This window comes from Sphingobium lactosutens (assembly GCF_013393185.1).
Classification (GTDB): domain Bacteria; phylum Pseudomonadota; class Alphaproteobacteria; order Sphingomonadales; family Sphingomonadaceae; genus Sphingobium; species Sphingobium lactosutens_A.
The window spans coordinates 1-26,282 of the sequence record NZ_QJQX01000040.1 but is presented as its reverse complement, the minus strand read 5'-3'; the positions used below and the strand labels follow the sequence as shown (position 1 = coordinate 26,282).

22 protein-coding genes and 1 tRNA gene are annotated in these 26,282 nt (G+C 62.0%); 13 read left to right on the top strand and 10 right to left on the bottom strand.

The annotated features are described in order from the left end of the window. Positions 1-132: 132 nt before the first annotated feature. Entirely contained in the window at positions 133-1,431 is a 1,299-nt protein-coding gene (locus tag DM806_RS10075) for a PAS domain-containing protein (RefSeq protein WP_179043099.1), read from the bottom strand. Between the two features lie 181 nt (positions 1,432-1,612). Between DM806_RS10075 and DM806_RS10070 the strand changes: the two genes are divergently transcribed. Both DM806_RS10070 and DM806_RS10065 read left to right on the top strand, forming a co-directional pair. Continuing rightward, positions 1,613-1,688 (top strand) — tRNA-Thr (locus DM806_RS10070). Between the two features lie 198 nt (positions 1,689-1,886). Further along, complete coding sequence (locus DM806_RS10065) at positions 1,887-3,131, top strand: tyrosine-type recombinase/integrase (protein ID WP_179043098.1); 1,245 nt, start codon at positions 1,887-1,889, stop codon at positions 3,129-3,131. A gap of 84 nt (positions 3,132-3,215) precedes the next feature. On the opposite strand, the gene DM806_RS10060 is transcribed toward DM806_RS10065, so the two are convergent. Continuing rightward, the gene (locus DM806_RS10060) at positions 3,216-3,557 is read right to left on the bottom strand and encodes a hypothetical protein (protein WP_179043097.1); all 342 of its coding nucleotides are present in this window, start codon (positions 3,555-3,557) and stop codon (positions 3,216-3,218) included. A 78-nt stretch (positions 3,558-3,635) separates the two neighbouring features. Between DM806_RS10060 and DM806_RS10055 the strand changes: the two genes are divergently transcribed. Next, positions 3,636-5,138 carry a hypothetical protein gene (locus DM806_RS10055; protein WP_179043096.1) on the top strand — a complete coding sequence of 501 codons (1,503 nt, stop codon included), beginning with the start codon at positions 3,636-3,638 and terminating at the stop codon, positions 5,136-5,138. A 591-nt stretch (positions 5,139-5,729) separates the two neighbouring features. Here DM806_RS10055 and DM806_RS10050 read toward each other — a convergent pair. From DM806_RS10050 to DM806_RS10040, 3 genes are all read right to left on the bottom strand, one after another. Beyond that, positions 5,730-6,722, bottom strand: a complete 993-nt coding sequence (locus tag DM806_RS10050; protein WP_218647447.1) for a M23 family metallopeptidase — start codon at positions 6,720-6,722, stop codon at positions 5,730-5,732. 168 nt (positions 6,723-6,890) lie between these two features. Next, positions 6,891-9,110, bottom strand: a complete 2,220-nt coding sequence (locus DM806_RS10045; protein ID WP_179043094.1) for a calcium-binding protein — start codon at positions 9,108-9,110, stop codon at positions 6,891-6,893. 185 nt (positions 9,111-9,295) lie between these two features. Next, complete coding sequence (locus DM806_RS10040; RefSeq protein WP_179043093.1) at positions 9,296-10,639, bottom strand: TolC family protein; 1,344 nt, start codon at positions 10,637-10,639, stop codon at positions 9,296-9,298. Positions 10,640-11,068: 429 nt separating this feature from the next. Here DM806_RS10040 and DM806_RS10035 point away from each other — a divergent pair, with 429 nt between their 5' ends. The 4 genes from DM806_RS10035 (at position 11,069) to DM806_RS10020 (ending at position 16,519) form a co-directional block, all read left to right on the top strand. Continuing rightward, positions 11,069-12,172, top strand: a complete 1,104-nt coding sequence (locus DM806_RS10035; RefSeq protein WP_179043092.1) for a helix-turn-helix transcriptional regulator — start codon at positions 11,069-11,071, stop codon at positions 12,170-12,172. A gap of 60 nt (positions 12,173-12,232) precedes the next feature. Next, positions 12,233-13,963: a type I secretion system permease/ATPase gene (locus tag DM806_RS10030; protein WP_179043091.1), complete on the top strand. Its 1,731-nt coding sequence runs from the start codon at positions 12,233-12,235 to the stop codon at positions 13,961-13,963. Positions 13,964-13,974: 11 nt separating this feature from the next. Next, the gene (locus DM806_RS10025) at positions 13,975-15,339 is read left to right on the top strand and encodes an HlyD family type I secretion periplasmic adaptor subunit (protein WP_179043090.1); all 1,365 of its coding nucleotides are present in this window, start codon (positions 13,975-13,977) and stop codon (positions 15,337-15,339) included. A gap of 190 nt (positions 15,340-15,529) precedes the next feature. Further along, positions 15,530-16,519: a threonine ammonia-lyase gene (locus tag DM806_RS10020; protein WP_179043089.1), complete on the top strand. Its 990-nt coding sequence runs from the start codon at positions 15,530-15,532 to the stop codon at positions 16,517-16,519. Between the two features lie 39 nt (positions 16,520-16,558). On the opposite strand, the gene DM806_RS10015 is transcribed toward DM806_RS10020, so the two are convergent. From DM806_RS10015 to DM806_RS10000, 4 genes are read right to left on the bottom strand one after another with little or no spacing between them, the layout of a single operon-like run. Then, positions 16,559-17,314 (bottom strand): TIGR02186 family protein, encoded by a 756-nt coding sequence (locus DM806_RS10015; protein WP_179043088.1) that lies wholly within the window; start codon positions 17,312-17,314, stop codon positions 16,559-16,561. Positions 17,315-17,316: 2 nt separating this feature from the next. Further along, positions 17,317-18,231, bottom strand: coding sequence for a sulfite exporter TauE/SafE family protein (locus DM806_RS10010; RefSeq protein WP_179043087.1), 915 nt, complete (start codon positions 18,229-18,231; stop codon positions 17,317-17,319). A 59-nt stretch (positions 18,232-18,290) separates the two neighbouring features. After that, positions 18,291-19,361, bottom strand: a complete 1,071-nt coding sequence (locus DM806_RS10005; protein WP_179043086.1) for a hypothetical protein — start codon at positions 19,359-19,361, stop codon at positions 18,291-18,293. Next, positions 19,358-20,770, bottom strand: coding sequence for a glycosyl transferase family protein (locus tag DM806_RS10000; RefSeq protein ID WP_179043085.1), 1,413 nt, complete (start codon positions 20,768-20,770; stop codon positions 19,358-19,360). Before DM806_RS10000 ends, DM806_RS10005 begins: the two co-directional genes overlap by 4 nt. A gap of 87 nt (positions 20,771-20,857) precedes the next feature. On the opposite strand from DM806_RS10000, the gene nhaA reads away from it, so the two are divergent. Next, positions 20,858-22,069, top strand: a complete 1,212-nt coding sequence (gene nhaA / locus DM806_RS09995) for a Na+/H+ antiporter NhaA (RefSeq protein WP_179043084.1) — start codon at positions 20,858-20,860, stop codon at positions 22,067-22,069. Positions 22,070-22,183: 114 nt separating this feature from the next. Then, positions 22,184-22,363: a hypothetical protein gene (locus DM806_RS09990; protein ID WP_179043080.1), complete on the top strand. Its 180-nt coding sequence runs from the start codon at positions 22,184-22,186 to the stop codon at positions 22,361-22,363. Between the two features lie 14 nt (positions 22,364-22,377). Here the strand turns inward: DM806_RS09990 and DM806_RS09985 are convergent, their stop codons facing one another. Beyond that, positions 22,378-22,776 carry a low affinity iron permease family protein gene (locus tag DM806_RS09985; RefSeq protein ID WP_179043083.1) on the bottom strand — a complete coding sequence of 133 codons (399 nt, stop codon included), beginning with the start codon at positions 22,774-22,776 and terminating at the stop codon, positions 22,378-22,380. Positions 22,777-22,838: 62 nt separating this feature from the next. Here DM806_RS09985 and DM806_RS09980 point away from each other — a divergent pair, with 62 nt between their 5' ends. From DM806_RS09980 to DM806_RS09965, 4 genes are all read left to right on the top strand, one after another. After that, complete coding sequence (locus tag DM806_RS09980; protein WP_179043082.1) at positions 22,839-23,165, top strand: hypothetical protein; 327 nt, start codon at positions 22,839-22,841, stop codon at positions 23,163-23,165. 145 nt (positions 23,166-23,310) lie between these two features. Continuing rightward, positions 23,311-24,510, top strand: a complete 1,200-nt coding sequence (sucC, locus tag DM806_RS09975; RefSeq protein WP_179043081.1) for an ADP-forming succinate--CoA ligase subunit beta — start codon at positions 23,311-23,313, stop codon at positions 24,508-24,510. Between the two features lie 96 nt (positions 24,511-24,606). Next, positions 24,607-25,356: an electron transfer flavoprotein subunit beta/FixA family protein gene (locus DM806_RS09970; protein ID WP_179042878.1), complete on the top strand. Its 750-nt coding sequence runs from the start codon at positions 24,607-24,609 to the stop codon at positions 25,354-25,356. Next, positions 25,353-26,282: an electron transfer flavoprotein subunit alpha/FixB family protein gene (locus DM806_RS09965; RefSeq protein WP_179042879.1), complete on the top strand. Its 930-nt coding sequence runs from the start codon at positions 25,353-25,355 to the stop codon at positions 26,280-26,282. The genes DM806_RS09970 and DM806_RS09965 overlap by 4 nt, the downstream gene beginning before the upstream one ends.

Sequence of the window (26,282 nt, the reverse complement as noted above, 5' to 3'; positions counted from 1 at the left end):
AAAGCGGGGCCGGATCCTGTGGCCGTGACTATGAGTCAGTCGTGGCGGGCTGTCGAGCGACTATCCAGCCGGCGGGAAAGCATTTCGCGGCGAATGGTCGCCGTCCGACAGTGGGAGATGCCGCGCAGGGCGTCAATGCGCCGCGGCGGCGATAACCCGCTGGCCGAGGTCCGAATCTTCCGGCAGGGCGCCGACCAGCGACAGCGAGCCGTCCGCTTCGCGCCGGGCGACCACAACGGCAAAGCCGTCGGCGTCGGTCGAGATGGCGACCGGATCGATGGCGGGCGCGGCCTTCATCGCGTCGCGTGCCACCTGCCGCTTGTCGGGGCGCGCCGGCTGGGCGGACCGGCGCTGCGCGCGTTCGTCACGGACGACCGCCTTGAGGCCGCCGACATAGGTGGCGAGATATTCGGCAAGCTTGCCGACGCCCAACTCCGCCGCCAGCGCATGTTCCAGTGCAGTGGCATATTCGGTGATGCGCGTCTTGTCGTAGGTTGCGCCGAAGACCAGCTTGATGATCGCAGTCATGGGGCTGCGCGCCTGCGCCTTGATGCCATAGTCGGCCAGCAGTTCGGCATAGTCGTCGGGCCGGACGCGCGCGACCAGAGAGAAGTCGTAGGCGAGGCTGACGGCGCGGTAGAGGGCGGCATGGCTGCGCGCCTCGCTGATGCGGACCCGAGCGGCGCCGTCGCGGGCGAGGGCAAGCCAGTCGGCGAGCGAAGCGTCATCGCCCGGGCATTCCATGCCGGCAAGGTCGAGCGTGTCGTCCTCATCATCCGAATCGGTGAGGAGCGTCGGCGCTCCGGCGGGTCCGTCTGCCCATACCGGCGCCACCGGGCGCGGTTCCGGTGCGGTGCGCAGCGCTTCGCCAACTTCCTGTTCCAGCGACTGGAGCAGCGCCTGCCCCGGCACTTCCTTCCAGTTGATGACGCCGAACACGAAGTCGATCGTATCGCCATCGGAGGAGAAGGGCATCAATATGCCGCGATAAAGGATTTCCGCGTTGCGCTGGTTGACGAACTCCGCCTCGAACCCGATCGGCGCGGCATTGGCGATGATCTGGAGATAATGGTCGGTCAGGCGCGACAGCAGCGAACGGGCCGGGACGTCATTGATATAGTCGATCTGGCCCTCGATCTCGCATTCCTGGCGAAGGGCCGAGCCGAGATAGACGATGGCGGGATTGTCGAGGCCGGTGCTGAAGTCGAGCAGCACGCTATAGGGGCCGAAATCCTCCAGTTGCTCGGGCGCCAGATCTTCGATCGACGGCAGGGCACGGTCGCCCAGCAGCGACGCCCAATAATTATAGGCGCGCACCTGCATGCGCCGTTCGTCGGAGCCGACGGCGGGCGGCGTTTCGATCGCCGCATCGCCGCCATCGTCGAAATCATCGCGGTCGCTGGCGACGTCATGCCCCCGCAGAGTGTCCATCCGGTCGGTTCCCACACAGGTGAAATGCCATTTTGCGGATTCGACACTGGCACGGGATGGTAAAGAGGTCGTAAATGCGGGGCGTGTATCGCCAAAAAGGCCGCCATCGGCAAAAAGACGCCACAGTCGGCAATTGACGGCTTGTCCTGCGTGCCAACCGCTGTTATCTGCCCGCCCCGACGCCGCTTTAGCTCAGTTGGTAGAGCACATCATTCGTAATGATGGGGTCACGTGTTCGAGTCACGTAAGCGGCACCATTACCCCCTCCGCCAGTATCCACTTCAGGTTGAAAAAACGGCGGAAATCTGCTAAAAATTCGCTCTTTCTGGTCAGGTGCGTTTGTCGCCGTCCATGCCTGTCCGTTCCCCATTGGGGGTATCGGGAAGGGGTATGAGGCTAAAGCGTGAAACGCGATACCCCCAGGAAGCGGACGAGGCAGATGGGATGGTCGACGGATGGCGCTTTCAGACACGAGAATCAGGGGGCTGAAGCCTCAGGACAAGCCATACAAGGTCGCTGACGAGCGCGGCCTTTTCCTCCTGATTAGCCCGAATGGCAGCCGGCTATGGAGATTGAAATTTCGGATCGATGGGCTTGATGCTCAGGGACGGTTCAAGAAGGTCGAAAAGCTACTCTCCCTTGGCGCTTATCCGGATGTGTCCCTCAAGAGAGCCCGTATATTGCGGGACGAGGCGCGGGAGGTGCATGCTGCAGGATTGGACCCTGCTCTTGAAAAACAAAAGGCGAAGGCAGCCGCTAGGATCAGCGCGGAGAACAGCTTTTCCAAGGTGGCCGAAATGCTTCTGGAAAAGCAGGAGCGCGAGGGGCTCGCGGAAGCGACGATCAAAAAGAGGCGCTGGTTCATCAAGCTCGTCTTTCCTGTTCTGGGGAAGCGGCCCGTCTCCGAAATCCAGCCGATGGAAGTGCTGCTGGCCCTGCGGCCTATCGAGAAGAAGGGGCGGCATGAGAGCGCGAAACGCGCGCTGAATTTCATCGGCCAAGTATTTCGTTACGCAGTGGCATCTCAATTGGCGCCCGGTGATCCCACGCGCGATCTTCGTGGCGCGCTGACCATACCCAAGGTCAAACATCACGCGGCCATTCTCGATCCCGAACGGGCGGGCGAGATGCTGCGCGCAATAGATGGATATGAGGGGCAGCCACTGACGCGCTGGGCCCTGCAGTTGTCCGCGCACCTATTCGTTCGGCCTGGTGAGCTCCGAAAAGCGGAATGGGCAGAGATCGACGCGGTGAAGTCCGTATGGCGCATTCCGCCCGCAAAGATGAAGGGACGGGTCGAACATCAGGTGCCTCTGTCGCGGCAGGCTTTGGCTATTCTGGCGGAGATCAGAAATCTGACCGGGAGGGGAATGTATGTTTTTCCTTCGATCAGAAGCGCAGCAAATCCAATGTCAGAAAATACCGTGAATGCGGGCCTGCGACGGCTGGGTTATTCAGGCGACGAGATGACGGCGCACGGCTTCCGTTCCATGGCGTCCACTCTCCTGAATGAGTGCGGGAAGTGGCATCCGGACGCGATTGAGCGAGCACTGGCGCACAAGGACCGTGATTCCGTTCGGGCGGCTTATGCTCGCGGGGCCTTCTGGAATGAACGTGTCGAAATGGCGCAATGGTGGAGTGATTATCTCGATCGGCTGAAGGACGAGCGGAAGATACTGCGCCCGGCGTTTGGTCAATGAGGGAAGTGCGCCGATTAGTCTATTCGCCATCGGTGCATTGACCGAACTCCGCGACGTTGCTCAAATTTAGGCAGTTTAAATCCTTCATTTCTTCTTTTTTGTACGCCCCTTCGGCAGGACTTTGATCCGGCCGCGTTGGCGCTGCGCTTCGGCTTGAAGGTCAGCATAGTCGCTCCGCAGCATCACCGGTGCCTTATAGGTCGCACAAACTGCGCCTTTGATCTGACCGATGCTTTCATAAGTCAGAACAAGAACGTCCATCTTGGTCGCGCCTAGCGGCCGATCAAAACGACCAAGATCGAAATCATTGGAGTGGGACCCCAGCGGAAGATCCGTCCAGCAAGCTCGGCAAGGCAAGATGAGGCGGTCGATCAATTGTTCTACCGCCTCACTGTCGATCTCAGTATTTTCCTGTAGCCTTGCCATGAGTTCGGAGCGTCTGAGCAGGATTACATCATTAAGGCCGCAATCTTCCAGTCGACAGTGCGACTCGACGCGCCGACATTGGAACCGACTCTGGAGTCCTTTCAGGAGCTTCTGTCATCGAGCGCAGGGATCAAGACACTTGCCGAGCAAAGCAGCCGTAAAGGCGTGAACGTCCTGAAGACGATCGTATCTGCGCTTCCTTGGATCGACAAGGCGTCGGACCTGATCGTTCCTGGCGCTTCGCTGCTCATCAAGAATCAGATTATATGCATCGACGACATTGAGCGTGCTGGTGACGGGCTTGCAGTTTCGGACATCTTGGGCCTCGTCTCGTCGCTGCGGGAGGAGAAAAACTGCAAAGTTCTGCTTCTCCTTAATGAGGAGGGGCTGGGCGACGAACGGGAAGCGTTTCGAACGCATCTGGAGAAGGTCGTTGACCAGGCGGTGCGCTATAGCCCGACACCGGCAGAATCTGCCGCCGCCGCGCTTGATCAGGCGCACCCGACCGAGAAGCTTCTGGCCGACCGAACTATTAAACTTGGCATCACGAATATTCGGGTGATCAATCGAATCAGACGCTTTCTGTTGTTCGTCGAGCCGATCGTAAAACCGCTGCATCCCGCTGTTTTGGCTGAGACAGTCTCAGCGATGGCGTTGCTTGGATGGGCCGTTTTCGAACCGAAACTCGCGCCTGATCTCGAGCATATCAAACGCCACAGTGGTTTCGCGGCGTATCTGCGAAAGGAAGATCCTACTGAAGACGAGGTGCGCTGGAACACCATCCTCGATGCCTACGGCTTTACGCATTACGACACATATGACGAGATCCTGCTCGCCGGTCTTCAGTCGGGCGGATTCGACAACGCGCGTTTGCTGGACGAGGCTAAGAAGCTTGCCGCCGATCAGGACCGCACTGATATCCAAAAAGCGATCAACCACCCTTGGCAGATTCTCGGCAGCGGCTTTGGCGATGATGAGGCAGCGTTTAAACAAGCTTTGATCGACTCGCTCGATGCGAATGCGGAGAACATGAGCTTGCACGAAGCTGACAACGTGATCAGCACATTACGTGAGCTCGATGACGATGCTGAAGCCGATCGCCTCATCGCGCACTATGTCGCGAAAAACGCGGGACGAACAAGGCAATTCTTCAATCTGGAAGAGCATGGTCTGCGGCAAGTCCCCGACCCGAAGCTGGCAGCGGCGTTCGAAACAAAACTAAGAGAGATGAAGCCTGAGCGAGATCCAAAGGAACTATTGCTCAAGATCGAGCGCGATAGTAGCTGGAACCCTGAAGATATCGAGTTTCTCGCGTCCTTGTCCGAGCAGGATTACGAAGACCTGCTACGTGGGCTGAGCGGGTCCGAACTGCAGCGTGTACTGAAAGCGACGCTACGCTTCGGTCGAATCGTCGATGGCGACGCTGCCTATCGGACGGTCGGCGAAAAGACTATCGCCGCTCTCAAAGTGATCGGTGCAGGAAGCCGCCTGAACGCCATGCGCGTCAAATCCTATATTCCAAGGGTGCCAGCTAACTCCGAAGGCGGCGATGGCGTCGCGTCCCCCGGAGAAGCGGCCTGAAAATCAATCACTCGGAACGCGCTAGGTCAGGACATTTTTGACCGTCGCGGGCAATGTTGCTGCGTGCCGCGTCCTATTGATCATACCGAACGGCGGCTAAACGAGGGTGCCGAACCAAAAGCTGGCAGTACAGTATCGGCCAGCCAAGGGCATTGAGCACCTGCCAAGAGGACGCTGCTTTGCAAAAGTTCGCAAAGAATCGGTGCGTAGATAGTTTTGGGTTTGACGGCCGATTGTGACTCGAACACGCGCCGAAAACCGCCAAAAAGGTTAGGGGGTAAGTGCGGGGGTATCGGCCAACTTGACTTTTAAGAAGTACGAAAAATTAGCTAAATCAAGGCACTATTCGAGTATCGTAAGCGCACCACTTCCTACAAAAATCCTTCAAGTCTAATTTCTTGCGGCACATGGGTTTTGGCAAGGAAACTGATACCGCCTGGCTTTAGGGTGACGTTGTTCGATCAAAGCGGCAAACGGCATCCCGATGCAATCGAGCGAGTCCTGACCCATCACGTCGCAGACTTCCGGATGTGCAAGTGACCGGACCAGTCGCTGAAGCGCGTATAAGTGAGATTGCGCCATTCCGCATCCCTATCGGATCACCATTTCGGAACGGCCGCGGTCGATGATGCGCCCGCCGCGCATCAGTTCATAGGTGGCGATGTAGCGACCCTGTTTCCATCCACCCTCGGGAGGGCGTCGACCAGCGTAGGAGAACCAGGAAAGATGACCTTGGTCGAGCGTCTTGCTTTGATCCAATATGCTCTGCTGGTCCGGACCGATTATGCGGAAACGCTGCATGTCCCCCGCCATCGACCCGAATATGTCGGCCCAGACTATGATCGGGTCCGTCCGCTGCTGCGGCCGTGCGGGCGCAGAGCGATCGGCGACGGAGGCGGGAGGAACGGCGGCTGCAAGATCGACCGCGATGACCGCGGTGGGTTGATATGACAGCGCCTGTGCCGCGCGACTGGTCCAGAGTGATCCGGCAGGCGCTTGCTTGCCTTTGCAGTCCGTCGAGCCGACCGGTCCGGTGAACGGGTCCACGCTCTTGTCCTGCAATCGCACGGCAAAGTGAAGATGGGGGAATTCGGCATTTCCGGACATGCCAATCAGGCCAAGCCTGTCGCCGGCCTGCACCCGCTGGCCGGGTTTCACCTCGACGCTGCCGAGGCGCAGATGGCTATATTGCGTCATCCAGCCATTGCCATGGTCGATGACGACTCCATTGCCGGCGTCTCGCCCATTCAGATCCTTGCGGACCTTCACGCTGATGTCCGGCTCCCCGTCGCGCACGCGCAGGACCGTGCCGTCCGCAGCGGCGATCACCGCAACGCCGGCGCGCATGTCAGCCATGGTGCGGACACGAAAGTCCATGCCGTCATGGCCGTCCGTCGTAAGCACGCCGCAGCGATAGTCCCGTCGCGCCGCAGTCGGATCATGATCGAACAGTTTCTGGACCAGGCATTGACCGCCGATCGTGCAATTGACCGGGATGGACAGGGCGATGGATGAGGAGGGGGGCGCCGGAGCCGCTGCCGCGTGAAGGGCCATTGATGCCAGCATGATCCACGACTGCGCCATGATGATCTACCCTGCAAGGATCGACGGAAGGGACCGGCCCTGTCCGACATACCGAAAACGCAAGAAGGGGAGTGGACGGGGGACATCCACTCCCAAGTTTGCAGAGGTCCGTTGAAGTGATGTTCCCCGATATTGGAACATCATTGGTCAACGAACATCGTTATTTCCTCAGACAAAGATAAGCATGTCGTAGGTTGCATTGCCCTGGCTGTAGCTGTTCATGGCGCTTGCATTGTCATAGAAGCCATTTTCAGCCAGATCGGTGTTGAACGAGTCCGCGCCTTCCCAGAAATCTTCGAGGAGAACCGAACCGTTGGCGCCGACGATCAAGACGTCGAGCGCATCTGCGTCGCCGTCCCAGTCACCCGTGGTGATCGTCAGGTCGCTGTCGGGATCGAACCCGGCATCGACGTCGTACCGCAGGGTATCGCGGTTGGCGAGGCTGAAGTCCCGATCGCCGACCGGCGATTCGATGGTGTCGTCGCCATAGCCCGCACTCACGCCGCGCTCATCATAGTTGAAGACATCCTTGCCGGATCCGCCAGAGAGGGTGTCGTCCCCCTGGCCACCATAGATGTCGTCGTTGCCGGATTCACCTTCGATATAGTCGTTGCCGGTGCCGCCGAGGATGGTGTCGTCGCCGGTATCGCCGAACAGCGTGTCATTATCGGTGCCGCCATCGATCCGGTCATTGCCTGCGCCGCCCTGGATGAAGTCGTCGCCGGCCTGGCCATAGAGCGAGTCGTTGCCACCGCCCGGTACGCCGATGCCATCGTAACGATCGTCGCCGGAAATGCTGTCATTTCCATTGCCGCCATAGATGGTGTCATTGCCCAGATCGCCGGCGATGTTATCGGCGCCATCTTCGCCATAGATCAGGTCGTTGCCGTTATTGCCGTTGATCCAGTCGTTGCCGGTCCCGCCATAGATGGTGTCGCCGCCATTGCCGCCCTGGATATAGTCGTCACCGTCATTGCCATAGAGGACGTCGTTGCCGTCATTGCCATAAACGGAGTCGTTTCCAAGCCCGCCGGACACCACGTCATTGCCGTCGTCGCCCGACAGGGTGTCGTTTCCGGCATCGCCGTTGATGACGTCGTCGCCTTCATCGCCGTTAACCGTGTCGTTGCCGTCGCCACCGCTGATGACATCATTGTCGGTAAAGATGTCGTCCGGATCGACGGGGTCGGTGAAGGTGTCGCCATTGCCGCGGATGACGTCGTCGCCCGCACCGCCGTTCAGGTTGTCATCACCTGTCTGGCCCCAGATGGTGTCATTGCCATCATCGCCGTTGACAAGGTCGTTGCCGTCATTGCCGTTCAGCACGTCATTGCCCAGGCCGCCGCCGATATCGTCATTGTCCGCGCCGCCCTGGACGAAGTCATTGCCGGCGCCGCCGCGGATCACGTCCTCGCCGGCATCGCCGTCGATTTCATCCTCGCCATCGTCGCCATTGAGGGCGTCGTCGCCTTCGCCGCCGTCGAGCTGGTCGTCGCCAATGCCGCCGTTGATGAGGTCGTCGCCGGCATCGCCGAACAGCAGGTCGTCCCCGGATTGGCCGTTGATGACGTCGTCGCCACCCTGGCCATAGGCCTGGTCGTTGCCCGAGCCGCCATTGATGGTGTCTGCATCACCCTGTTCGGTGTCATATGCGCCATGGACGTTATAGGCATAGTCGGGATTGCTTTCGCGGCCGCCAACCGTGTTCGTGCCGTTTCCGGTTCCCATATTGACCGAGGTGGTCTTGCCCAGGCTGTGGCCATTGTCGCCGAAGAGAATGTCGTCGCCATCGTCGCCGTTTACGAGATCCATGCCGCCGCCGCCTTCGACATAATCACTGCCCGCGCCGCCGCTGATCGTGTCATTGTTGGATTGGCCGAACAGATCGTCATTGCCGTCGCCGCCGGTGATCCGGTCATCGCCGCTGCCGCCCACGACCTTGTCGTCGCCATTCTGGCCATTCAGCGTATCATTGCCCGAGCCGCCATGGATGAAATCATTTCCGCCACCGCCCCAGGCCGTGTCGTTGCCCGAGCCGCCAAGCAGCGTATCGTTGCCATCTCCGGCTTCATTCCGGCCAGTGTAGGTGGCGCTGCCGGGACCGGTAACGACGACATTGGCATTGTCGCCGACAAGGACGTCATTTCCGGTGCCGCCTTCGATGCGATCATTGCCCTTGCGGCCAACGAGGGCGTCGTTTCCGGCATCGCCATACAGGTCGTTGTCGAGATTGTTGCCAAAGACTCGGTCGTTCCCGCCGCTTGCGCGCGCATTGTAGGGAAGGGTCGCGGTGGACGTGACCGTCATCAGGTCGATGGTGTCGACTGCGTTGGTTCCGAGAACCTGCGCGCGATTGGTCGCGGCTTTGGGTCCAGTTGGAGCTACCATTTTTTCATCCTCTGCTAATTATCCGGATGACAGGATGCCCCAAGGCTGCCTCTCCCCCCGGAATGACTGCGAACTGCCGTCATGCATGTGAGGCTATGGAAGGATGATGGCCCCCTATATCCCTGCCGGGGGACACCGACCGGACAAAATCGAAATGGCGTCCTCAGCGGGGGACATGGGCACGTTCAATTCCCACTCTGGCCACGGGGGCCAATGGCCGGCATACCCATTTGGCCGATAGCCGCAAGAACGGTTGCGCGGGCGACGAATTCGTTCCGCATGGCCCGCTCCAGCGACACGCGTGCATTCAGCAGCTCGTTTTGCGCATCGAGGACGTCCAGCGTGGTCCGTGACCCGCCAATTGCTTCCTTGGCGACTCCGTCGGCGGCCTGCTCGTTCGCCAGCACAGCCTCTCGCGCCGCGTCGATCGTGGCCGCGGCCGCCTTCCACCGTGCCCATGCCGATGTGACATCGTCGACCACCCTGCGCTGCGCGAAGGCGACCTGCGCCATTCTCTGGCCATACAGAGCCTTGGATCGTCCGATCTCGGCATATTCGCTGCCGCGCTGGAAGATCGGCACGCGCAAGGATACGCCTGCATAGGTTGCCGAACGATCGTCGGGCAATCGGCCCGTAATCAGGTTGGTGACGCCCCCGGCAAGATATTCATAGCCGGCAATGGCATCGACCTGCGGCGCCAGTGCGCCCTTGGCAAAATCAATGCCTTGCTCAGCCGCCTCGGCCGAATTCTTGGCTGAAATCAACGCCTGATTATGTTGCAGGGCCGTGTCGACCGCATCCTCCAATGTGGGGGGCAGGGGGGCGAGCGACGGCAATTCGGGAACCTCGCTTGCCGGCTGGCCGCTGACCGCCTCGAAGGCGCTGGTGCTGACCTGCAGGTCCTCGTCTGCCGAAAGGATTCCGGTGCGTGATGTGGCGAGTCGGGCCTTGGCCTGGCTTTCATCCGTGCGAGTCGCCTCGCCAAATTGGAGGCGCCGGCTCGTGCCCGACAATTGCTGAGCGATCGCGTCGTTCTGAAGCTGTGCATAATGGCGAATCTGCCGGTCGCGCCGGACATCGGCGGAGGTCTGCAACAACTGGAGCAGGACGTCGCTGATCGTGCCGTCGAGATTGGCCTGGCCGGCCTCCAGTTCCTGGCGTGCGACCTGGACGGAGTTCATCGTTCGCAAGCCGTCATAGACGCGCAGGCGGGCCTCGACACTGCCTTGGGCAGCATTGAAATTATCGTCCCCCGGTCCGCCATGGATATTCAGTCGCCGGTGCTGGTAGAGGCCATTGGCCTCGACACTCGGAAAATAGCCGCTGCGCGCGGCTTTGACGCGCGCTTCCAGCACGCGGACGGCGCCGCGCTGCGCTTCGATTTCGGGATTGGTTTCAACGACCCGCGACGCGAGCGCCGCCATATCCATCGTCTGGGCATAGGCCGTCAGTCCGATCGATGAAGAACCGATCGCCATGGCGGCTAACAGATACCGAATCGCGCCTGATGACTTCGCCCCCGTCCGCATGGTTTCCTCCCCCAATTTTTCGGACGACATGTCCTAAGAGAGAGGGATACCGCCGGAATTTACAAAGTGAACATACCCAAATGGGGATATCTTTCTGAGTAATGGACGGATCGCCATCGTAAATTATTACTTACACGTGCCAATTAACGATGGAGAGGAATCAGTTTAGGTCGCTGGCGTTACGGCGTGTTGGAAGAACAGAACACAGACTTTATTGCGCCGCAACATAATTCGCTTAACATTATGAAAAACAGCAATTTGGATGATCATGCTCCCGTCACGGGACCAGTTGTTCTTCCGGTGCGCACAATAATATGATGTTTGGAGAAAGATGCCGTGACCATTTCAGATTCGTTATCGGATCGGTCTAGCAGACCGGCTGGCATTCACCTGGATCCTCAGCAGCTTATAAACGTCCCGGCCAATCCCGTGATTCTGCCGGGTTTGTTTTTCGACGCTGATCTTGGCTGGCGGGCCTTCCTGAAAACCCAAGGGGTCACGGGCGCCATCATCTCCTACGCTCGCGATTCCGGCGTTGTGGGGCGGCAGGCCTTCATCGTCGGCTTTGAAGCCGTAAGGACTGATCGCCAGCAAGCTCAGTCCCTGATTGCTTATGCCGAACATCTGTGGGAGCGGGAGGCGACCATCAGCTTCTGGCAATCGCGTGTTTCGGAACAGGCGCCTGTCACCAGAATAGTGGCCGGCCGGGCGCCGTGCCATGATGAAATGGCGCGATTGCTCGATCGGTTCGACCATATGGCGGTGGCGCGTCATGTCGAACCCGACGCCCGGATGCAGGCGCTCCTCTTCCGCAGCCCCGCGGATGGCGCATTCAGCCCGGAATGTCGGCAATCGATCAGTCGGGTGCTGCCTCTGTTCATGCAATCCGCCGGCGCCTTCGTCGCGGCACGGCATGAAGAGCGCCGCGCCGCCCAACTCGAAGCGATGTTCGACAAGGTCAGCATGGCGACGATGCTGGTCGATGCGAACGGGCGCCCGATCTTTTGCAACGATGCCGCGCGCAAAATGCTCGATGAGCGCAAATGGCTGGTCCAGGGAAGCGATGGGACGATCGGCTGCACCAATCCCGCGCACAGCAAACCGTTCAGGAACGCGGTGCGGGGTGTGGCGACGATCGGGGAGATTGTTCCGACGGATGCGGTCCTGCGCCTCGACAATGAAGATGGCGAATGGCGCCTCGCGTTCATCGTCCCGGCCGTTTCGCGCTTTCGCGATGAAACTTCCCGTTGCGCCATGGTGCTGATCCATGCGCCCGCGCGCACCGATGCGTCCGCCGAACTTCTCAGCGCGTTGGGCCTGCTGCCTTCGGAACAGCGCTTCCTGAACAGCTTCCTGCGCGCCAACAGCCTGAGCGAAGCCGCGACGGACACCGGCGTGTCCGACGAAACCGCGCGGACCTACCTGAAAAGGGTTCGGGCCAAGCTCGGAGTGCATCGCCAGATGGATCTGGCGGGGCTGATTTCGAGGCTGGTGCCGCCGATCCGGCAGCGTCCTTCCGCGTCCGCACGATAGGAGCATATCATGGCGTCAGGCAAAGGTTGGAACCTCCAGCGATTTCAACAGGCTTCGGCTTTGACAGCTATACTGAAGCCGCACCGCGGCCTGGCCGTCAGGCTGGTCATATTCAGCGGCATCATCAACCTGATGGCATTGTCTATTTCGCTGTACATGATGCAGGTCTATGACCGGGTTCTGGGCAGTCAGAGCAAGGACACGCTCTATTTCCTGACTTTGGCGGTCATGTTCGCGATCATCCTCAGCGCCTGTCTGGAAGCGGTACGGCAGCAGGTCGCCAATCGGATCGGCACATGGTTCGCCCAGACGATGAGTCCCATCCTGCTGGCGCGATCGCTCGAACTGAGGCTGACCATGCCCCATATGCGGCTGGAGGCCTTGCGCGAACTGAACCAGGTCAAGAATTTCCTGTCCACGCCGACATTATTCAATGTCGTCGACATGCTGTGGGTGCCTTTATATCTGGCCGTCATCTTCCTGCTGCATCCATGGTTCGGCGTGATCGCGACGATCGGCGCAGTGACCTTGTTCGGCCTTACCTATTTCAACGAGCGCGCGACCCGTTCGTCCATCCGCCATACCCAATCGCTGGCGAGCGCCAACCTGGCCTATGCCGAAAGCCTCGTCCGCAACAGCGAGGTGATCGATGCGATGGGCATGGCCGACCGGACGATCGCCCATTGGTCTACCGGCATGATGGACGAGACGGACGCGGTCGACGAGACGCAGCAACGGTCGATCAAGTTCGTGGCCGTCACCAAGTTCGTGCGGAACGGCATACAGGTGCTGCTGCTTGGCTGTGGCGCGCTCCTGATCCTCGACCTGCAACTGACCGGCGGCGCGATGATCGCCGGATCGATCATCGTCGCGCGCCTGCTGGCCCCGATCGAGGCTTCCATGAGCTATTGGAAGCAACTCGTGCTGGCACGCCACAGCTTCACCCGCATTTCGCAACTGTGCGACATTCCGCGCGTCCGGCCGTCGGAGATGACCTTGCCGCGGCCGACCGGCGCGATCTCCGTGTCGCGGCTGACCTTCGTACCGCCGGGCATGAAGGGCGCGATCCTGCGCGGGGTGGATTTCCAGATCGCCCCCGGCACATTGCTGGCGGTGGTAGGGCCATCGGCGTCCGGCAAGACCACGTTGTCCCGCATGATCGTGGGCGTGCTCAAGCCCAGCAGCGGTCATGTCCGGCTCGATGGCGCCGACACATTCGAATGGAAGCGTTCGGACTTTGGCCAGCATGTCGGCTATCTGCCGCAGGACATCGAACTTCTTCCCGGCACGGTGCGCCAGAATATCGCGCGTTTTCGGATGGATGCGTCGGATGATCAGGTGGTCGCCGCCGCGAAGCTGGCCGACTGCCACGAAATGATCCTTCAACTGGAAAATGGATATGATTGCATGCTTGGCGACCAGGCCTTGCAACTGTCCGGCGGACAGCGCCAGCGCATCGGCCTCGCCCGCGCCCTGTTCGGCATGCCCAAGCTCGTCGTGCTCGACGAACCCAATTCCAGCCTGGATACCAAGGGGGATGCCGCGCTGGCGTCTACATTGGGCAAGCTGAAGGCGCAGGGCATCACCACGATCGTCGTGTCCCACCGCGCCAACCTGCTCCGTCTGGCCGACAAGATCCTGGTGATGATGGACGGTCGGGTCACGAACTTCGGTAATGCGCGCGACGTCATCGCGCAACTGGGCGGAGAGAAGCCGCCGACGCCCGCCAAGCGGATAGGTGGAAGTGACACCGCGCCCGTGAATGCTGCCCCGATGGTTCCGGAAAATTGAGGATTGCCGCCATGAATCTGCCCTTTTCCATGAATCGCAGAGAAATCGATCGCGTACTGCACGACGTGCATTGGCTGGCCGAACGGGACGCCCCCCGTGTCGGCAATTCGTTGCGGTTCGCCTATATCGCGCTGGGGATCTTTGTCCTTATCTTCGGGCTGTGGGCGGTGCTGGCGCCGCTTCAGAGCGCAGCGATCGCATCGGGCACGCTGCGCGCGGAAGGCGGCGGTCGCAAGACGGTACAGCATCTGGAAGGGGGCATCATCCGCAAGATACTGGTGCGGGAGGGGCAGAAGGTGCGCGCCGGGCAGCCGCTGGTCCTGCTGGACGACACGCAGAGCCAGGCGCGCGAGGCGGCGATGCGGACGAGCTATTATGCCTTGCTGGCGCAGGATGCGCGGCTGACGGCGGAGTTGAGCGGAGCAGGCGCGGTCGCCTATCCGCAGGAGTTGCTGGACAAGCGCGCGGACCCGGAAGTCCGTTCGGTAATCGCCGCCTCCGATGCGGTATTCCGTACGCGGAAGCGGGCTTTGGGCGACCAGATTTCCGTCCTTAACCAGCGTCTTGGCCAGGCCAATGCCGACATGGCGGGCGCCCGGTCGCAGGTCGCCGCCCTGGGCGACCAGAACAGCCTTCTGTCGGAGGAAATGAGGAGCGTCAGCGCATTGGTCAATGAAGGGCTGGAGCGCAAGTCGCGGCTTCTGGCGTTGCAGCGGCAGCAGGCCGCGACGGTGGGGCAGCAGGGGCAATTGACCGGGAGCCTAGGCCGCATTCGGGACACGATCGGTGAAACGACGGCGCAAATGTCCCTGATCCGCGGCCAGCAGGCAACGGAAACGGCGGCCCAGCAGCGCGAGGTTCAAGTCAGCCTGGCAGATGCGCGCGAGCGGCTTGCCGTCAGCCGGGACATCAAGCAGCGCCAGCAGATCGTCGCGCCTGTTGACGGTACGGTGATGAACCTGCGGCTGGTGACGCCGGGCGGCGTCGTGGGGGCCGGGCAGCCACTGCTCGACATCGTGCCGAACAAGGAGAAGATCATCGTGTCGGCGCGGCTCAAGGCCTATGATATCGACGTCGTCCACAACGATCTTCGGGCGGAGGTCAAGCTGACCCCCTATAAGGCGCGCGTGCTGCCGCTGCTGCATGGCGTCGTGCGCGACGTCAGCCCCGACGCGACGCTCGATGAGGCGACGAGCACGCTCTATTACAAGGTGGAAATCGAGATAGACGGATCGGAACTGCGGGATTTGAAGGATGTCAGGCTGGTATCCGGCATGCCGGCAGAGGTGTTCATCAGCCTTGGCAGCCGGTCGCTGTTCCAATATCTCTTCCAGCCGCTGTTCGATAGCTTCCACCGCGCTTTCCGCGAGCAATGAGCCGCCGCCGGCATGGGGCATCCCATGCCGGCCATCGCCTGCACGCGAAACGGCTTCTCGGCTGCCTTGGCGATGCTAGCGCCGTGAACGATGAGATTGTATCGTCCTCCGCCTCATTTGTCTTTTGATTACCGCATTCTGCGAGCCGTCGGCTGTTCCAGCCGACATCAGAATGCTCTAAGCTGAAGGCATGAAACAAGCTCCTGCCATCACCATCGACGACATATTGGACGCCGCGCGGATCATCGCGCCGGCGGCGGTGCGGACGCCGCTGCTCGAAAATGCCCAGTTGAACGAACGATGCGGGCGGCGCGTGCTGCTAAAGTTCGAGGGCGCGCAGCATACCGGGTCGTTCAAGTTTCGCGGCGCCTATAACCGGCTGGCGCGGCTGGATGCAGCCGAGCGGGCATCGGGTGTCGTCGCCTGGTCGTCGGGGAATCATGCGCAGGGCGTGGCAGCGGCGGCGCGGATGCTGGGGATGCCGGCAACGATCGTGATGCCCGCCGACGCCCCCGCTATCAAGATCGCCAATACGCGCGCGCTGGGCGCGGAAGTGGTGCCCTATGACCGGCGGACCGAAAGCCGCGAGGAGATCGCGACCGAGCTGGCACAGACTCGAGGGGCGACCCTGGTGCCGTCGTTCGATGATCCCTTCATCATCGCGGGGCAGGGCACGGCGGGGCTGGAGATCATCGATCAGGCGGCGCAAGCCGGTGCACAGGTGTCGCAACTGCTCGTCTGTTGCGGCGGTGGCGGGTTGACGGCCGGGATTGCCACCGCGATGAAGGCGCGCGCGCCGCATGTCGATATGCACACGGTCGAACCGGCAGGGTTTGATGATACCGCGCGATCGCTGCGTAGTGGTCAGCGGGAAGCGGTCGCACCCGACGCCCGGTCCATATGCGACGCGCTGCTGGCGCCAAGTCCCGGCGCCTTGACCTTTCCGATCAACCACGCGCTGGTGACGAGCGGGCTGGTCGTGACCGACGATCAAGTGCGCGATGCGATGCGCTTTGCCTTTTCGACGCTCAAGCTGGTGGTCGAGCCGGGCGGGTCGGTGGCGCTGGCGGCGCTTCTCGCCGGGCTGATGCCGACGCGCGAAGATGCGGTGGTCGTGGTCCTGTCGGGAAGCAATGTCGATCCCGCGGATTATGCCGCGATCCTCAGCGAGGTTGGTTGAAGGCGTCAGATCTTCGATCTGACTTGCAATCGCTCTGGATCAGATGCGCCGCGCGATCGCGCCAGCTGCCCAGCCCATTCCGACCGCCAGGGCGATCGCGGTCAGTCCATAGAGGAAGGACCATCGTTCGGCGGCGACGGCCATGAACTGTTCGAAGCCGGATTTGCGCACGGTGATGTCGCGCACCGCGGCGGCGACGACCCGGCCGTCCTGCACCAGGAAAGTTTCGGCGGTATAGTCGCCGACGATAACGCGCGCCGATAAGGGCAGACGGGCGCGATAGAGAACGCCGTCGGTGATCTCGACCGTGCCGGGACGCTCGACGAACAGGCCGGACCGTTGGCGCAGCTCGACCAGCCCCGCCTGGAACCGGTCCAGTTCCGAACTTTCGTTGAGCGAAGAGGGCGAGAGTTGCAGCTTGTCGACGCCCAGTTCGTAGATGGCGGCAGTGCGCTCGTCGACGATCCGGCTGATAGGGTGCGAAGAGGCCATGGCGTAGAAGCTGGGGGCAGATTGGAAGCGCGCGCGATCGGCGTTGACCCAGATGCCGGCGACCTTCTGCTTTTCGCGCATCAGGATCGACTGGTCTGGCCCCTTCAGTACGACCACGACATCGGCAGGTTTTTCAGGCCGGACCCCGCCGGGATAGACGATCGCGCCGAACAGCAGCAGATCCGCGCCAGTGAAGCTATACTGGATTTCGACATCGCGCTGCGACACGTCGGGGACCAGTTGGGGTTCGTCGGCCGCACCCAGCAGCAGCGCCGCCGCGATCAGGATGAGGGTGCGGCGCATCGTCAGCGCACCTCGATCGTGTAGATTTCGTCCGGTCGGAAGCCCAGGCCCAGCGCCATGCGGGCCGCAACCAGAAGCACGATGGCGGCCAGCAGGATGCGCAGATATTCCGGTCGGATCGTCATCGAGAGGCGCGTGCCCACCTGCGCGCCGGTGACGCTGCCGATCAGCAGCAGCATGGCGAGGACAAGGTCGACCGCCTTGGTCGTCATCGCATGCATCATCGTCGTCGCCATGGTGACGAACAATATCTGGAACAGCGACGTACCCACCACCGACTGGGTGGTCATGCCGAGCAGATAGAGCATTGCCGGCACCAGGATGAAGCCGCCGCCCACGCCCAGCAACATAGTGAGGATCCCCGTCGCCATGCCGAGCAGCAGCGGTGCGAGCGGTGAGATATAGAGGCCAGAGCGATAGAAACGCCAGCGCATCGGCAGCGCCGCGACCAGCGGATGATGGCGGCGCTTGCGCGCCTGCGGCTTGCGCCCAGTCTTCAGCGCGATCAGCGCCTGGATCGATTCCTTGGCCATCAATCCGCCGATGCCGCCCAGCATCAGCACATAGAGGATGCCGATGACGGTATCGATCTGCCCCAGATACTGGAGCAGGCGGAAGATCAGGACACCAAGGCCCGCGCCCACCACGCCACCCGCGATCAGCACGCCGCCCATGCGGAAATCCACGGTGCCGCGGGACATGTGCGTCACGACGCCGGACACGCTGGCGCCTGTCACTTGCGACGCGGCCGAGGCGGCGGCGACCGTCGGCGGGATGCCGTAGAAGATCAGCAACGGCGTCGTCAGGAAGCCGCCACCCACGCCGAACATGCCCGACAATAGGCCCACTACGCCGCCCAGGCCGATGATGACCAGCGCGTTCACCGAGAGATTGGCGATGGGCAGGTAAAGATCCATGGCTTCTCAAGGCCTAGTCGTAAAGCGCGGCGATATAAAGGCGGCTTGGGCGGCGGAGGTCAAAAATCCGCAGCTAGAGTGACGGCCAGCCCGGATGACGGCGCTGCCTTGCCTGCGATCCGTTCGCGCCATTCGACGGAGAGGCGGGCGGCCGTCCGGGGTAGGGGCAGGCGAAGCTGGATTTCCGGGCCGATGTCGATTCGTTCGACGCCGGGTTGGGCGCCGCCGGAAATAGTCGCGCCGATGCGCAACGGCGTATGGGGGAGGGATGACGACAAGGAGAGCTTGCCGTCGATGAAAGCGTCACGACGGTGAAAGCCGACCAGACCGGCCTGTGCATAGGCTTCCGCTTCGATACCGGCCGCGATGCGGGTCGGTCCGAAGCCCCCGGCGGCGAGAAGCGCCATGGCATTGCGAGCGCCGTCGCCCAGCTTGATACGGCGTTCCATGGCAAAACTGACGGGGAGGGCGGGAAAGGGCTGGACGGCCAGGCCAACGGCAGCTTCCGGCGCTGCCGGTCCTTCGAGGGCGCTGGTGACGCGGGCATAGCCGCTGGCGCGCCGGATGGAGGCGATGGGGAGTGCATAGTCGATGCGAAGCCCTGCCTGCGATCCGCCGAGCCGTCCTACCGTTGCGATGTCGGCCCGGCTGGCGTCGCCGGGCCGCCAGAGCAGCCAGCTGCTGCCGCGCCACCGGTCGGCACGGCGCTCCTGCTGTGCTGGTGTCTGCAGCGGGCGGGGAAGGGCAGTCGGCGCACCGCTCACATCATCGCTGGCATGATGCCGATTGGCGAAGGCGGTGGTGAAGCGAATGAATTCGAGAAAATCGACCTGCGCTCCCTGGTTGGCGGATAAAGGGGCGAGAGTAGAGGGCGGGGGCTGTCGGACGGCCGGGATGGGCATCAAGCCAGGTGCGTGGATGAATCCCCCGGTGCCGGCCGGAAGAAATGGCGGACGGCGCCAGCGGACGGGCCGGGATGGCGTGAACAGGGATGCCATGGTGGGCGGCGGCTGGGCTATGCCGGGCATCGGTGTGCCTGCCGGTCCATAATGAGCGGCGACGCGGACGGCGATCCAGCCGATGATCAGCAGCGCGAAGAAGCGCAGGGGTCTGCCGCCTGCCGCCGTCACGGATCGGTTCGCAGGTCGGGGAAATGATGCTGGGTCTTGTCCCAGATGAGCGGCGTGCCCAATAAGGAGCGGACATAGAGGAAGACGGCGCGGCGGGCGGCCAGAATGGCGATATAATTGGCTATGAGCGTGCGCGGGACGGCGCCCAGCCCATGGTGCCAGCCATAAGTGCGCGTCACGAACAGCGTGCGCATGGCCCCCCGCCACAGCATCAGTCCCAGATTTAACCAGAGCAGATGCGTCAGCAGCGGCGATATGGGCCGAAAGGGAAGCGCGTGAAACTGGCCGATCAGCCAAAGGGCGGCCCAGAGCAGCAAGGCGAGATAGGCAGCGAACAGCACCAGCGCGGCCAGCGCCGAGCGCCGGTCGCGCAGGCGCATCCACCATTCGGCCGGGCCGCCGCGCCAGCCCATCCGGTCCCAGCCGGCGAGCGAAATGCCGATCATCCAGCGTGCCTTCTGCTTTACGGCGGCCTGAATGCTGTCCGGGAAATATTCGCGTGTCGCCACCAATTCTCCGGCGGCGTCCCGCATGCGGACGAACACGCCGCGCCCGCCCATGTCGCGGATACGCAGACCCGCCTCATAATCCTCCGTCAGCGAAGAAGGGTCGAACGGGCCATGGCTGGGGTCATGAGCCAGCGCCTCCAGCGCATCGCGCTCGAAAGCGCAGGCGACGCCGGCCGATGGAACGGAGGCGCCCAGCGCCTCGCGGACGGTCAGCAATTTGCCATGGCTCTCGGCGAACTCGTCTCCATAATGATTGGCGATGGCGCGGGCGAACCAGCCACCGCGACCGGGCAGGGGCAATACCGGCAACTGGACGAGATCGAAACGGTCGATCATGAAGTCGTACAGTTGGATCTCGTCGGCATGGACGACATCTTCCGCATCGTGCAGCACGACGGCCTTGTAGCGAAAGCCGCCGGCCTCTTCCTCGGCCAGCATGGCGCGCCACAGCAGATTGAGGCAGTCGGCCTTGGTGGTCGGGCCGGGGCGCTCGTTAATGCCCAGCAGCAGTCGTGGATCGCCCGGCGCCAGCGCCGCGACCACGTCGATCGTCGCCGGGTCGTTCGGGTAGGTGCCAACGAAGATACGATAGGGCGCATCGCCCCAGCGATCCAGAGCGGTTCTCAGCATCTGACCGATTACCGAGGCTTCCTGCCAGGCGGGCACGAAGATGGCGACTTTGCCGGGACGGTCCGACGTCGGCAGGCTGGCCGTCGTCATTCGCGGATGGCGGGCATAAATGACGATGTCGCGCCAGGTCTTGCGCAGCAGAAACAGGAGGTCGACGAGGAAATCGTCCAGGCCGCCGATGGCGAGGCCCACCGCTGCAAACAGCAGCAGTTCATGATGCAGCGTTCCGAGCGCCGCAATCAGTGCGTCCCCCAAAGGCTTGACCCCCATGCCCGATCGGGGGAGAGGATGCCATTGGCGCGCGTGACTTCCAAGCCCTTTGCTTCTCTCCAGTCACCGTAGAGGATTCATTTCCAGATGATGCATCGACCTGCTTCCGCCCTGCGGGATTTTCTGAGCGGCGAAGCGGGCGGTGCGATGTTGCTGATCGTCGCGGCAGGGCTGGCGATATTGTTCGCCAATCTGCCGGGCACCAGCCATCTCTATCATGACCTGGTCCATCTGGAATTCGGACCGACCCTGTCGCCCAAATTGGGACCGATGACCGCCCATCTGTGGATCAACGACGGGCTGATGGCAATTTTCTTCCTTGTCGTCGGGCTGGAGATCAAGCGCGAGTTTCTCGACGGCGGACTTTCCACATGGGACAGGCGACGGCTGCCGATACTGGCGGCCGGGGCGGGCATGGTGGTTCCGGCGCTGGTCTATCTTGCGACGACGAACGTTCAGCCGGGGCTTTCCGACGGCTGGGCCATTCCCGCCGCGACGGACATCGCCTTTGCCATTGGTGTGCTGGCGCTGCTCGGTAAGCGTGCGCCCGCCTCGCTCAAATTGTTCCTGACCGCGGTCGCGATCGTCGATGACATGGGGGCGGTAGCGATCATCGCTCTTTTTTACACGAAGGGGCTGGACCTGGCCGCGCTCGTGGCGGCGGCGGGCGTGCTGGCCGCGATGTATGGCCTCAATCGCGCCGGTATCCGAACGCTTGCCCCGTATCTGATCGGCTTTGTGCTGCTGTGGTATTTGACCTTGCTATCGGGTGTCCATGCGACGGTCGCGGGCGTGCTGGCGGCGATGACGGTGCCGATCCGCCGCACGCCCGGCGCGCCGGATGCGGCCGACAGTCCGCTTCATCGCTTGGAACATGTAGTCCATCCCTGGAGCGCCTATGTCATCGTTCCGCTGTTCGGGTTCGTGAACAGTGGGCTGGTGCTGAACGCTGAAATGCTGGGCGCCCTGTTTTCGCCTCTGCCGCTTGGCGTGACGTTGGGTCTGTTCCTGGGCAAGCAGATCGGCGTGTTCGGCGCTATCTGGGCGGCGGTGCGGCTGGGTATGGCCGAGCGGCCGTCAGGGGCGAACTGGGCACAGGTCTATGGCATGGCCATGTTGTGCGGCATCGGCTTTACCATGAGCCTCTTCATCGGCGCGCTCGCTTTCCCGGATCAGCCGCAACTTGTCGAGGAAGCCAAGGGCGGCGTGCTGATGGGATCGCTCCTGTCCGCGCTGGCCGGCTTCGCGCTGTTGCGCTGGGTTGCCCCCAGGTCGCGCCATTCCGATCATTTGCGGTGAGAAGCCGGTTCGCCTTGCCTGCGCGATCATGATAACATCGATTCGCCGATATGCGTGTGAAGCGCATTATCGGCTCATCGATCAATCTCACGACAATAAGCGAGGAGGGCGAGGATGAGCATGGAGACGGATGTCAACTATCTGCTGCATCGCCAGCAAATGTCGTTGATCCGCGCACAGGCCAGTGCGTCGCGGGAGGGGCGGGCGGCTTATGAAAGTCTTGCGCGCAGTTATACGGATCGCGTCGACGCCTATCGGCGGGAAAATGAACGGCTGATCGTCCACGCCCATTGAAGGAGGCGTGACGATCAGCGCCGTTCGATCAAGCGTTCGATTGCCCGGCGATGGTTTTCATCGTCCCCGCATTCCTTTTCGAGGATATGCTTGATGCGTTCCAGATCGGCTTCGGTCAGATGCTCGATGCCGATAAAATCGTTGCGTGCGCCTCCTACGGCACGGATCAATTCGTCGAGCTTGGCCTGAATGGCGGAGCCGTCGCGATTTTGCGCATTCTGGATCAGGAACACCATCAGGAAGGTGATGATGGTCGTCCCGGTATTGATAACCAGTTGCCAGGTATCCGAATAATGGAAAATAGGGCCGGTGATCAGCCACAGCAGGACGACCATGCCCGCCAGGATGAAGGCCAAGGGCTGTCCGGCCCAGCCCGCAACGCGATGAGAAAGGGCGGCGAAAATCCTGTCCATGGCTTGGCTCCTGCAGCAGGGCGTTTATCCTGCATTCATGGGCTTGTTGCCATGGCGTCGCCATGATCGCCACCGCTTTCCGCCCATTTGGCCTGGCTCTCGTCGCCAGTGCGCTTCTTGCCTCCTGTACCGGCCTGTCTCCCGAATCGAGGCTGCGCTCGGGGCTGATTGACGCGGGCCTGTCCCCCAAAATGGCTGGCTGCATGGCGGAGCGCATGGCTAGTCGATTGAGCATTGTCCAGCTGCGCCGGCTCCAGTCGATTGCTTCGCTCCGCAAGTCTCACAAAGAGGAAATGACGGTGGGTCATTTCATTCATAAAGTGCGCGCTTTACAGGATCCGGAGATTATCGCGATCACGAGCAAGGCGGCCTTCGCTTGCGCATTCTAGCCGGTAATTTGCAATAAATCCGCGTCGGGCGGACTACTCGTTTTGCAATTTTGCAAAGTCGTTTTGCAAAATCTTCTGGCGTGCCGATTCGACCTGTGCTTAGCCGCGACCATCAAGGTTCAACGCAACAAGGACGGGCGAGCCCATGAACATTCACGAATATCAGGCCAAGGAACTGCTGGCCAAGTACGGCGCACCGATCGCCGCCGGCTATGCCGCCTTCACGGTCGAAGAGGCCGTCGAAGCCGCCAAGAAGCTGCCTGGGCCGCTCTATGTCGTGAAGTCGCAGATCCATGCCGGCGGCCGCGGCAAGGGCAAGTTCAAGGAACTGGCCCCCGAAGCCAAGGGCGGCGTTCGCCTTGCCTTCAACCTCGACGAAGTGAAGGCGCATTCGGCCGACATGCTCGGCAACACGCTGGTCACTATCCAGACCGGCGAAGCGGGCAAGCAGGTCAACCGTCTCTACATCACCGACGGCGCAGACATCGCCAAGGAATTTTACCTGGCGCTGCTGGTTGATCGCGCCACCAGCCGCATCGCTTTCGTCGTGTCGACCGAGGGCGGCATGGACATTGAAGAGGTCGCTCACTCGACCCCCGAAAAGATCCACAGCTTCTCGGTCGATCCCGCTTCGGGCTTCCAGCCGCACCACGGCCGCGCCGTCGCTGCCGCGCTGGGCCTGACCGGCGACCAGGCGAAGCAGGCCGCCAAGGTCGCCTCGTCGCTCTATGCTGCCTTCCTCGACACCGATGCCGAGCAGATCGAAGTCAACCCGCTGGCGCTGACCGAGCAGGGCAACCTGCTGGTTCTGGACGCCAAGGTCGGTTTCGACGGCAACGCCATGTTCCGCCACAAGGACATCGCCGAACTGCGCGACCTGACCGAAGAAGATGCGGCCGAAGTCGAAGCGTCGAAGTATGACCTCGCCTACATCAAGCTGGACGGCAACATCGGCTGCATGGTGAACGGCGCGGGCCTGGCCATGGCGACGATGGACATCATCAAGCTGAACGGCGAATTCCCCGCCAACTTCCTGGACGTGGGTGGCGGCGCCACCACCGAAAAGGTGACGGCTGCCTTCAAGATCATCCTGAAGGACCCGGCGGTGAAGGGCATTCTCGTCAACATCTTCGGCGGCATCATGAAGTGCGACATCATTGCCAACGGCATCGTCGCCGCCGCCAAGGAAGTGAACCTGTCGGTTCCGCTGGTCGTCCGTCTGGAAGGCACCAACGTCCAGCAGGGCAAGGACATTCTGGCCAATTCGGGTCTTCCGATCGTCCCGGCGGACGATCTGGGCGACGCGGCCAAGAAGATCGTGGCGGAAGTGAGGAAGGCGGCCTGATCCGCTCCCTCGCCTGAACGATACACCAAAGGGTGCGGGTGGTCCGGAAACGGGCTGCCCGCGCCCATGTTGCTGTTGATAAGGAGGATGTTGGAGATGAAGATCCTTGTGCCCGTGAAGCGGGTGATAGACTATAATGTGAAGCCTCGGGTGAAGGCGGACGGGACGGGCGTCGATCTGGCGAACGTGAAGATGAGCATGAACCCGTTCGACGAGATCGCGGTCGAGGAAGCCATTCGCCTGAAGGAAAAGGGCGTGGCGACCGAGGTGATCGCGGTGTCGATCGGCGTGGCGAAGGCGCAGGAAACGCTGCGTACCGCACTTGCCATGGGCGCGGACCGGGCGATCCTGATCCAGACGGACAATGAGGTTGAACCGCTGGGCGTGGCCAAGCTGCTCGCCAAGGTGCAGGAAGAGGAAGGCGCTGGCCTCATCATCCTGGGCAAGCAGGCGATCGACGATGACAGCAACCAGACCGGCCAGATGCTCGCCGCGCTGCTGAACCTGCCGCAGGGCACCTTCGCCAGCAAGGTCGAGGTCGAGGGCGACAAGGTCAGCGTGACCCGCGAAGTCGATGGCGGCCTGGAGACGGTGAAGCTCAACACCCCGGCGATCATCACCACCGACCTGCGCCTCAACGAACCGCGCTATGCCTCGCTGCCCAACATCATGAAGGCGAAGAGCAAGCCGCTCGCGACCAAGGCGCCTGCTGACTATGGCGTCGACATTGCGCCGCGCCTCGAAACGCTCAAGGTTGCCGAACCGCCCAAGCGCTCGGCGGGCGTGAAGGTCGCCGATGTCGATGAACTGGTCGCGAAGCTGAAAGCTCTGGGAGTTGCCGCATGAAGACGCTTGTGTGGGTTGAACATGAGGGCGGCGCCGTCAAGGACGCCACCCTTTCCGCCGTCACCGCCGCTGGCAAGCTGGGTGAAGTGCATCTGCTGGTCGCCGGGCAAGGCGTTGGCGGCGTGGCCGAGGAAGCCGCCAAGATCGCGGGCGTGGGCAAGGTCCATGTCGCCGACGACGCGGCTTTCGGCCATGCGCTGCCCGAGAATGTCGCGCCGCTGATCGTCGAGCTGATGGGCAGCCACGACGCGTTCGTCGCGCCGGCCACCAGCAACGGCAAGAATATCGCGCCGCGTGTCGCGGCTCTGCTCGACGTGATGCAGATCAGCGACATTCTCTCGGTCGAGAGCGAGGACAGCTTCACCCGGCCGATCTACGCCGGCAACGCGATCGCGACCGTCAGGTCGAAGGACGCCAGGAAGGTCATCACCGTGCGCGGCACGGCCTTCGAGAAGGCGGCCAGGGAAGGCGGCAGCGGCACGGTGGAAGCGGTTGCTTCGACCGGGGACAAGGGGCTTTCCTCCTTCGTCGGCGCCGAAATCGCCAAGCTGGAGCGTCCGGAACTGACTTCGGCCAAGGTGATCGTCTCGGGCGGCCGTGCGCTCAAGGACGGCCCGACCTTCGAGGAAGTGATCTTCCCGCTGGCGGACAAGCTGGGCGCGGCGGTCGGTGCGAGCCGCGCCGCTGTCGACGCGGGCTATGTGCCCAACGACTATCAGGTCGGCCAGACCGGCAAGATCGTTGCGCCCGAAGTCTATGTCGCGGTCGGCATCTCCGGGGCGATCCAGCATCTCGCCGGCATGAAGGACTCCAAGACCATCATCGCCATCAACAAAGACGAGGACGCACCGATCTTCCAGGTCGCCGACATCGGCCTCGTCGGCGATCTCTTCAAGATCGTGCCCGAGCTTACCGAAAAACTGTAA

Bases quoted from the DNA above. Each gene is read 5' to 3' on its own strand.
- DM806_RS10020 (WP_179043089.1), top strand. From the start codon at position 15,530: ATGAAACAAGCTCCTGCCATCACCATCGACGACATATTGGACGCCGCG.
- DM806_RS10075 (WP_179043099.1), bottom strand. From the start codon at position 1,431: ATGGACACTCTGCGGGGGCATGACGTCGCCAGCGACCGCGATGATTTC.
- DM806_RS09980 (WP_179043082.1), top strand. From the start codon at position 22,839: ATGATCGCCACCGCTTTCCGCCCATTTGGCCTGGCTCTCGTCGCCAGT.
- DM806_RS10000 (WP_179043085.1), bottom strand. From the start codon at position 20,770: ATGGGGGTCAAGCCTTTGGGGGACGCACTGATTGCGGCGCTCGGAACG.
- DM806_RS09970 (WP_179042878.1), top strand. From the start codon at position 24,607: ATGAAGATCCTTGTGCCCGTGAAGCGGGTGATAGACTATAATGTGAAG.
- DM806_RS10065 (WP_179043098.1), top strand. From the start codon at position 1,887: ATGGCGCTTTCAGACACGAGAATCAGGGGGCTGAAGCCTCAGGACAAG.
- DM806_RS10045 (WP_179043094.1), bottom strand. From the start codon at position 9,110: ATGGTAGCTCCAACTGGACCCAAAGCCGCGACCAATCGCGCGCAGGTT.
- DM806_RS10050 (WP_218647447.1), bottom strand. From the start codon at position 6,722: ATGGCGCAGTCGTGGATCATGCTGGCATCAATGGCCCTTCACGCGGCA.
- DM806_RS10025 (WP_179043090.1), top strand. From the start codon at position 13,975: ATGAATCTGCCCTTTTCCATGAATCGCAGAGAAATCGATCGCGTACTG.
- DM806_RS09990 (WP_179043080.1), top strand. From the start codon at position 22,184: ATGAGCATGGAGACGGATGTCAACTATCTGCTGCATCGCCAGCAAATG.
- sucC (WP_179043081.1), top strand. From the start codon at position 23,311: ATGAACATTCACGAATATCAGGCCAAGGAACTGCTGGCCAAGTACGGC.
- DM806_RS10060 (WP_179043097.1), bottom strand. From the start codon at position 3,557: ATGGCAAGGCTACAGGAAAATACTGAGATCGACAGTGAGGCGGTAGAA.
- DM806_RS09965 (WP_179042879.1), top strand. From the start codon at position 25,353: ATGAAGACGCTTGTGTGGGTTGAACATGAGGGCGGCGCCGTCAAGGAC.
- DM806_RS09985 (WP_179043083.1), bottom strand. From the start codon at position 22,776: ATGGACAGGATTTTCGCCGCCCTTTCTCATCGCGTTGCGGGCTGGGCC.
- DM806_RS10015 (WP_179043088.1), bottom strand. From the start codon at position 17,314: ATGCGCCGCACCCTCATCCTGATCGCGGCGGCGCTGCTGCTGGGTGCG.
- DM806_RS10040 (WP_179043093.1), bottom strand. From the start codon at position 10,639: ATGCGGACGGGGGCGAAGTCATCAGGCGCGATTCGGTATCTGTTAGCC.
- DM806_RS10010 (WP_179043087.1), bottom strand. From the start codon at position 18,231: ATGGATCTTTACCTGCCCATCGCCAATCTCTCGGTGAACGCGCTGGTC.
- nhaA (WP_179043084.1), top strand. From the start codon at position 20,858: ATGATGCATCGACCTGCTTCCGCCCTGCGGGATTTTCTGAGCGGCGAA.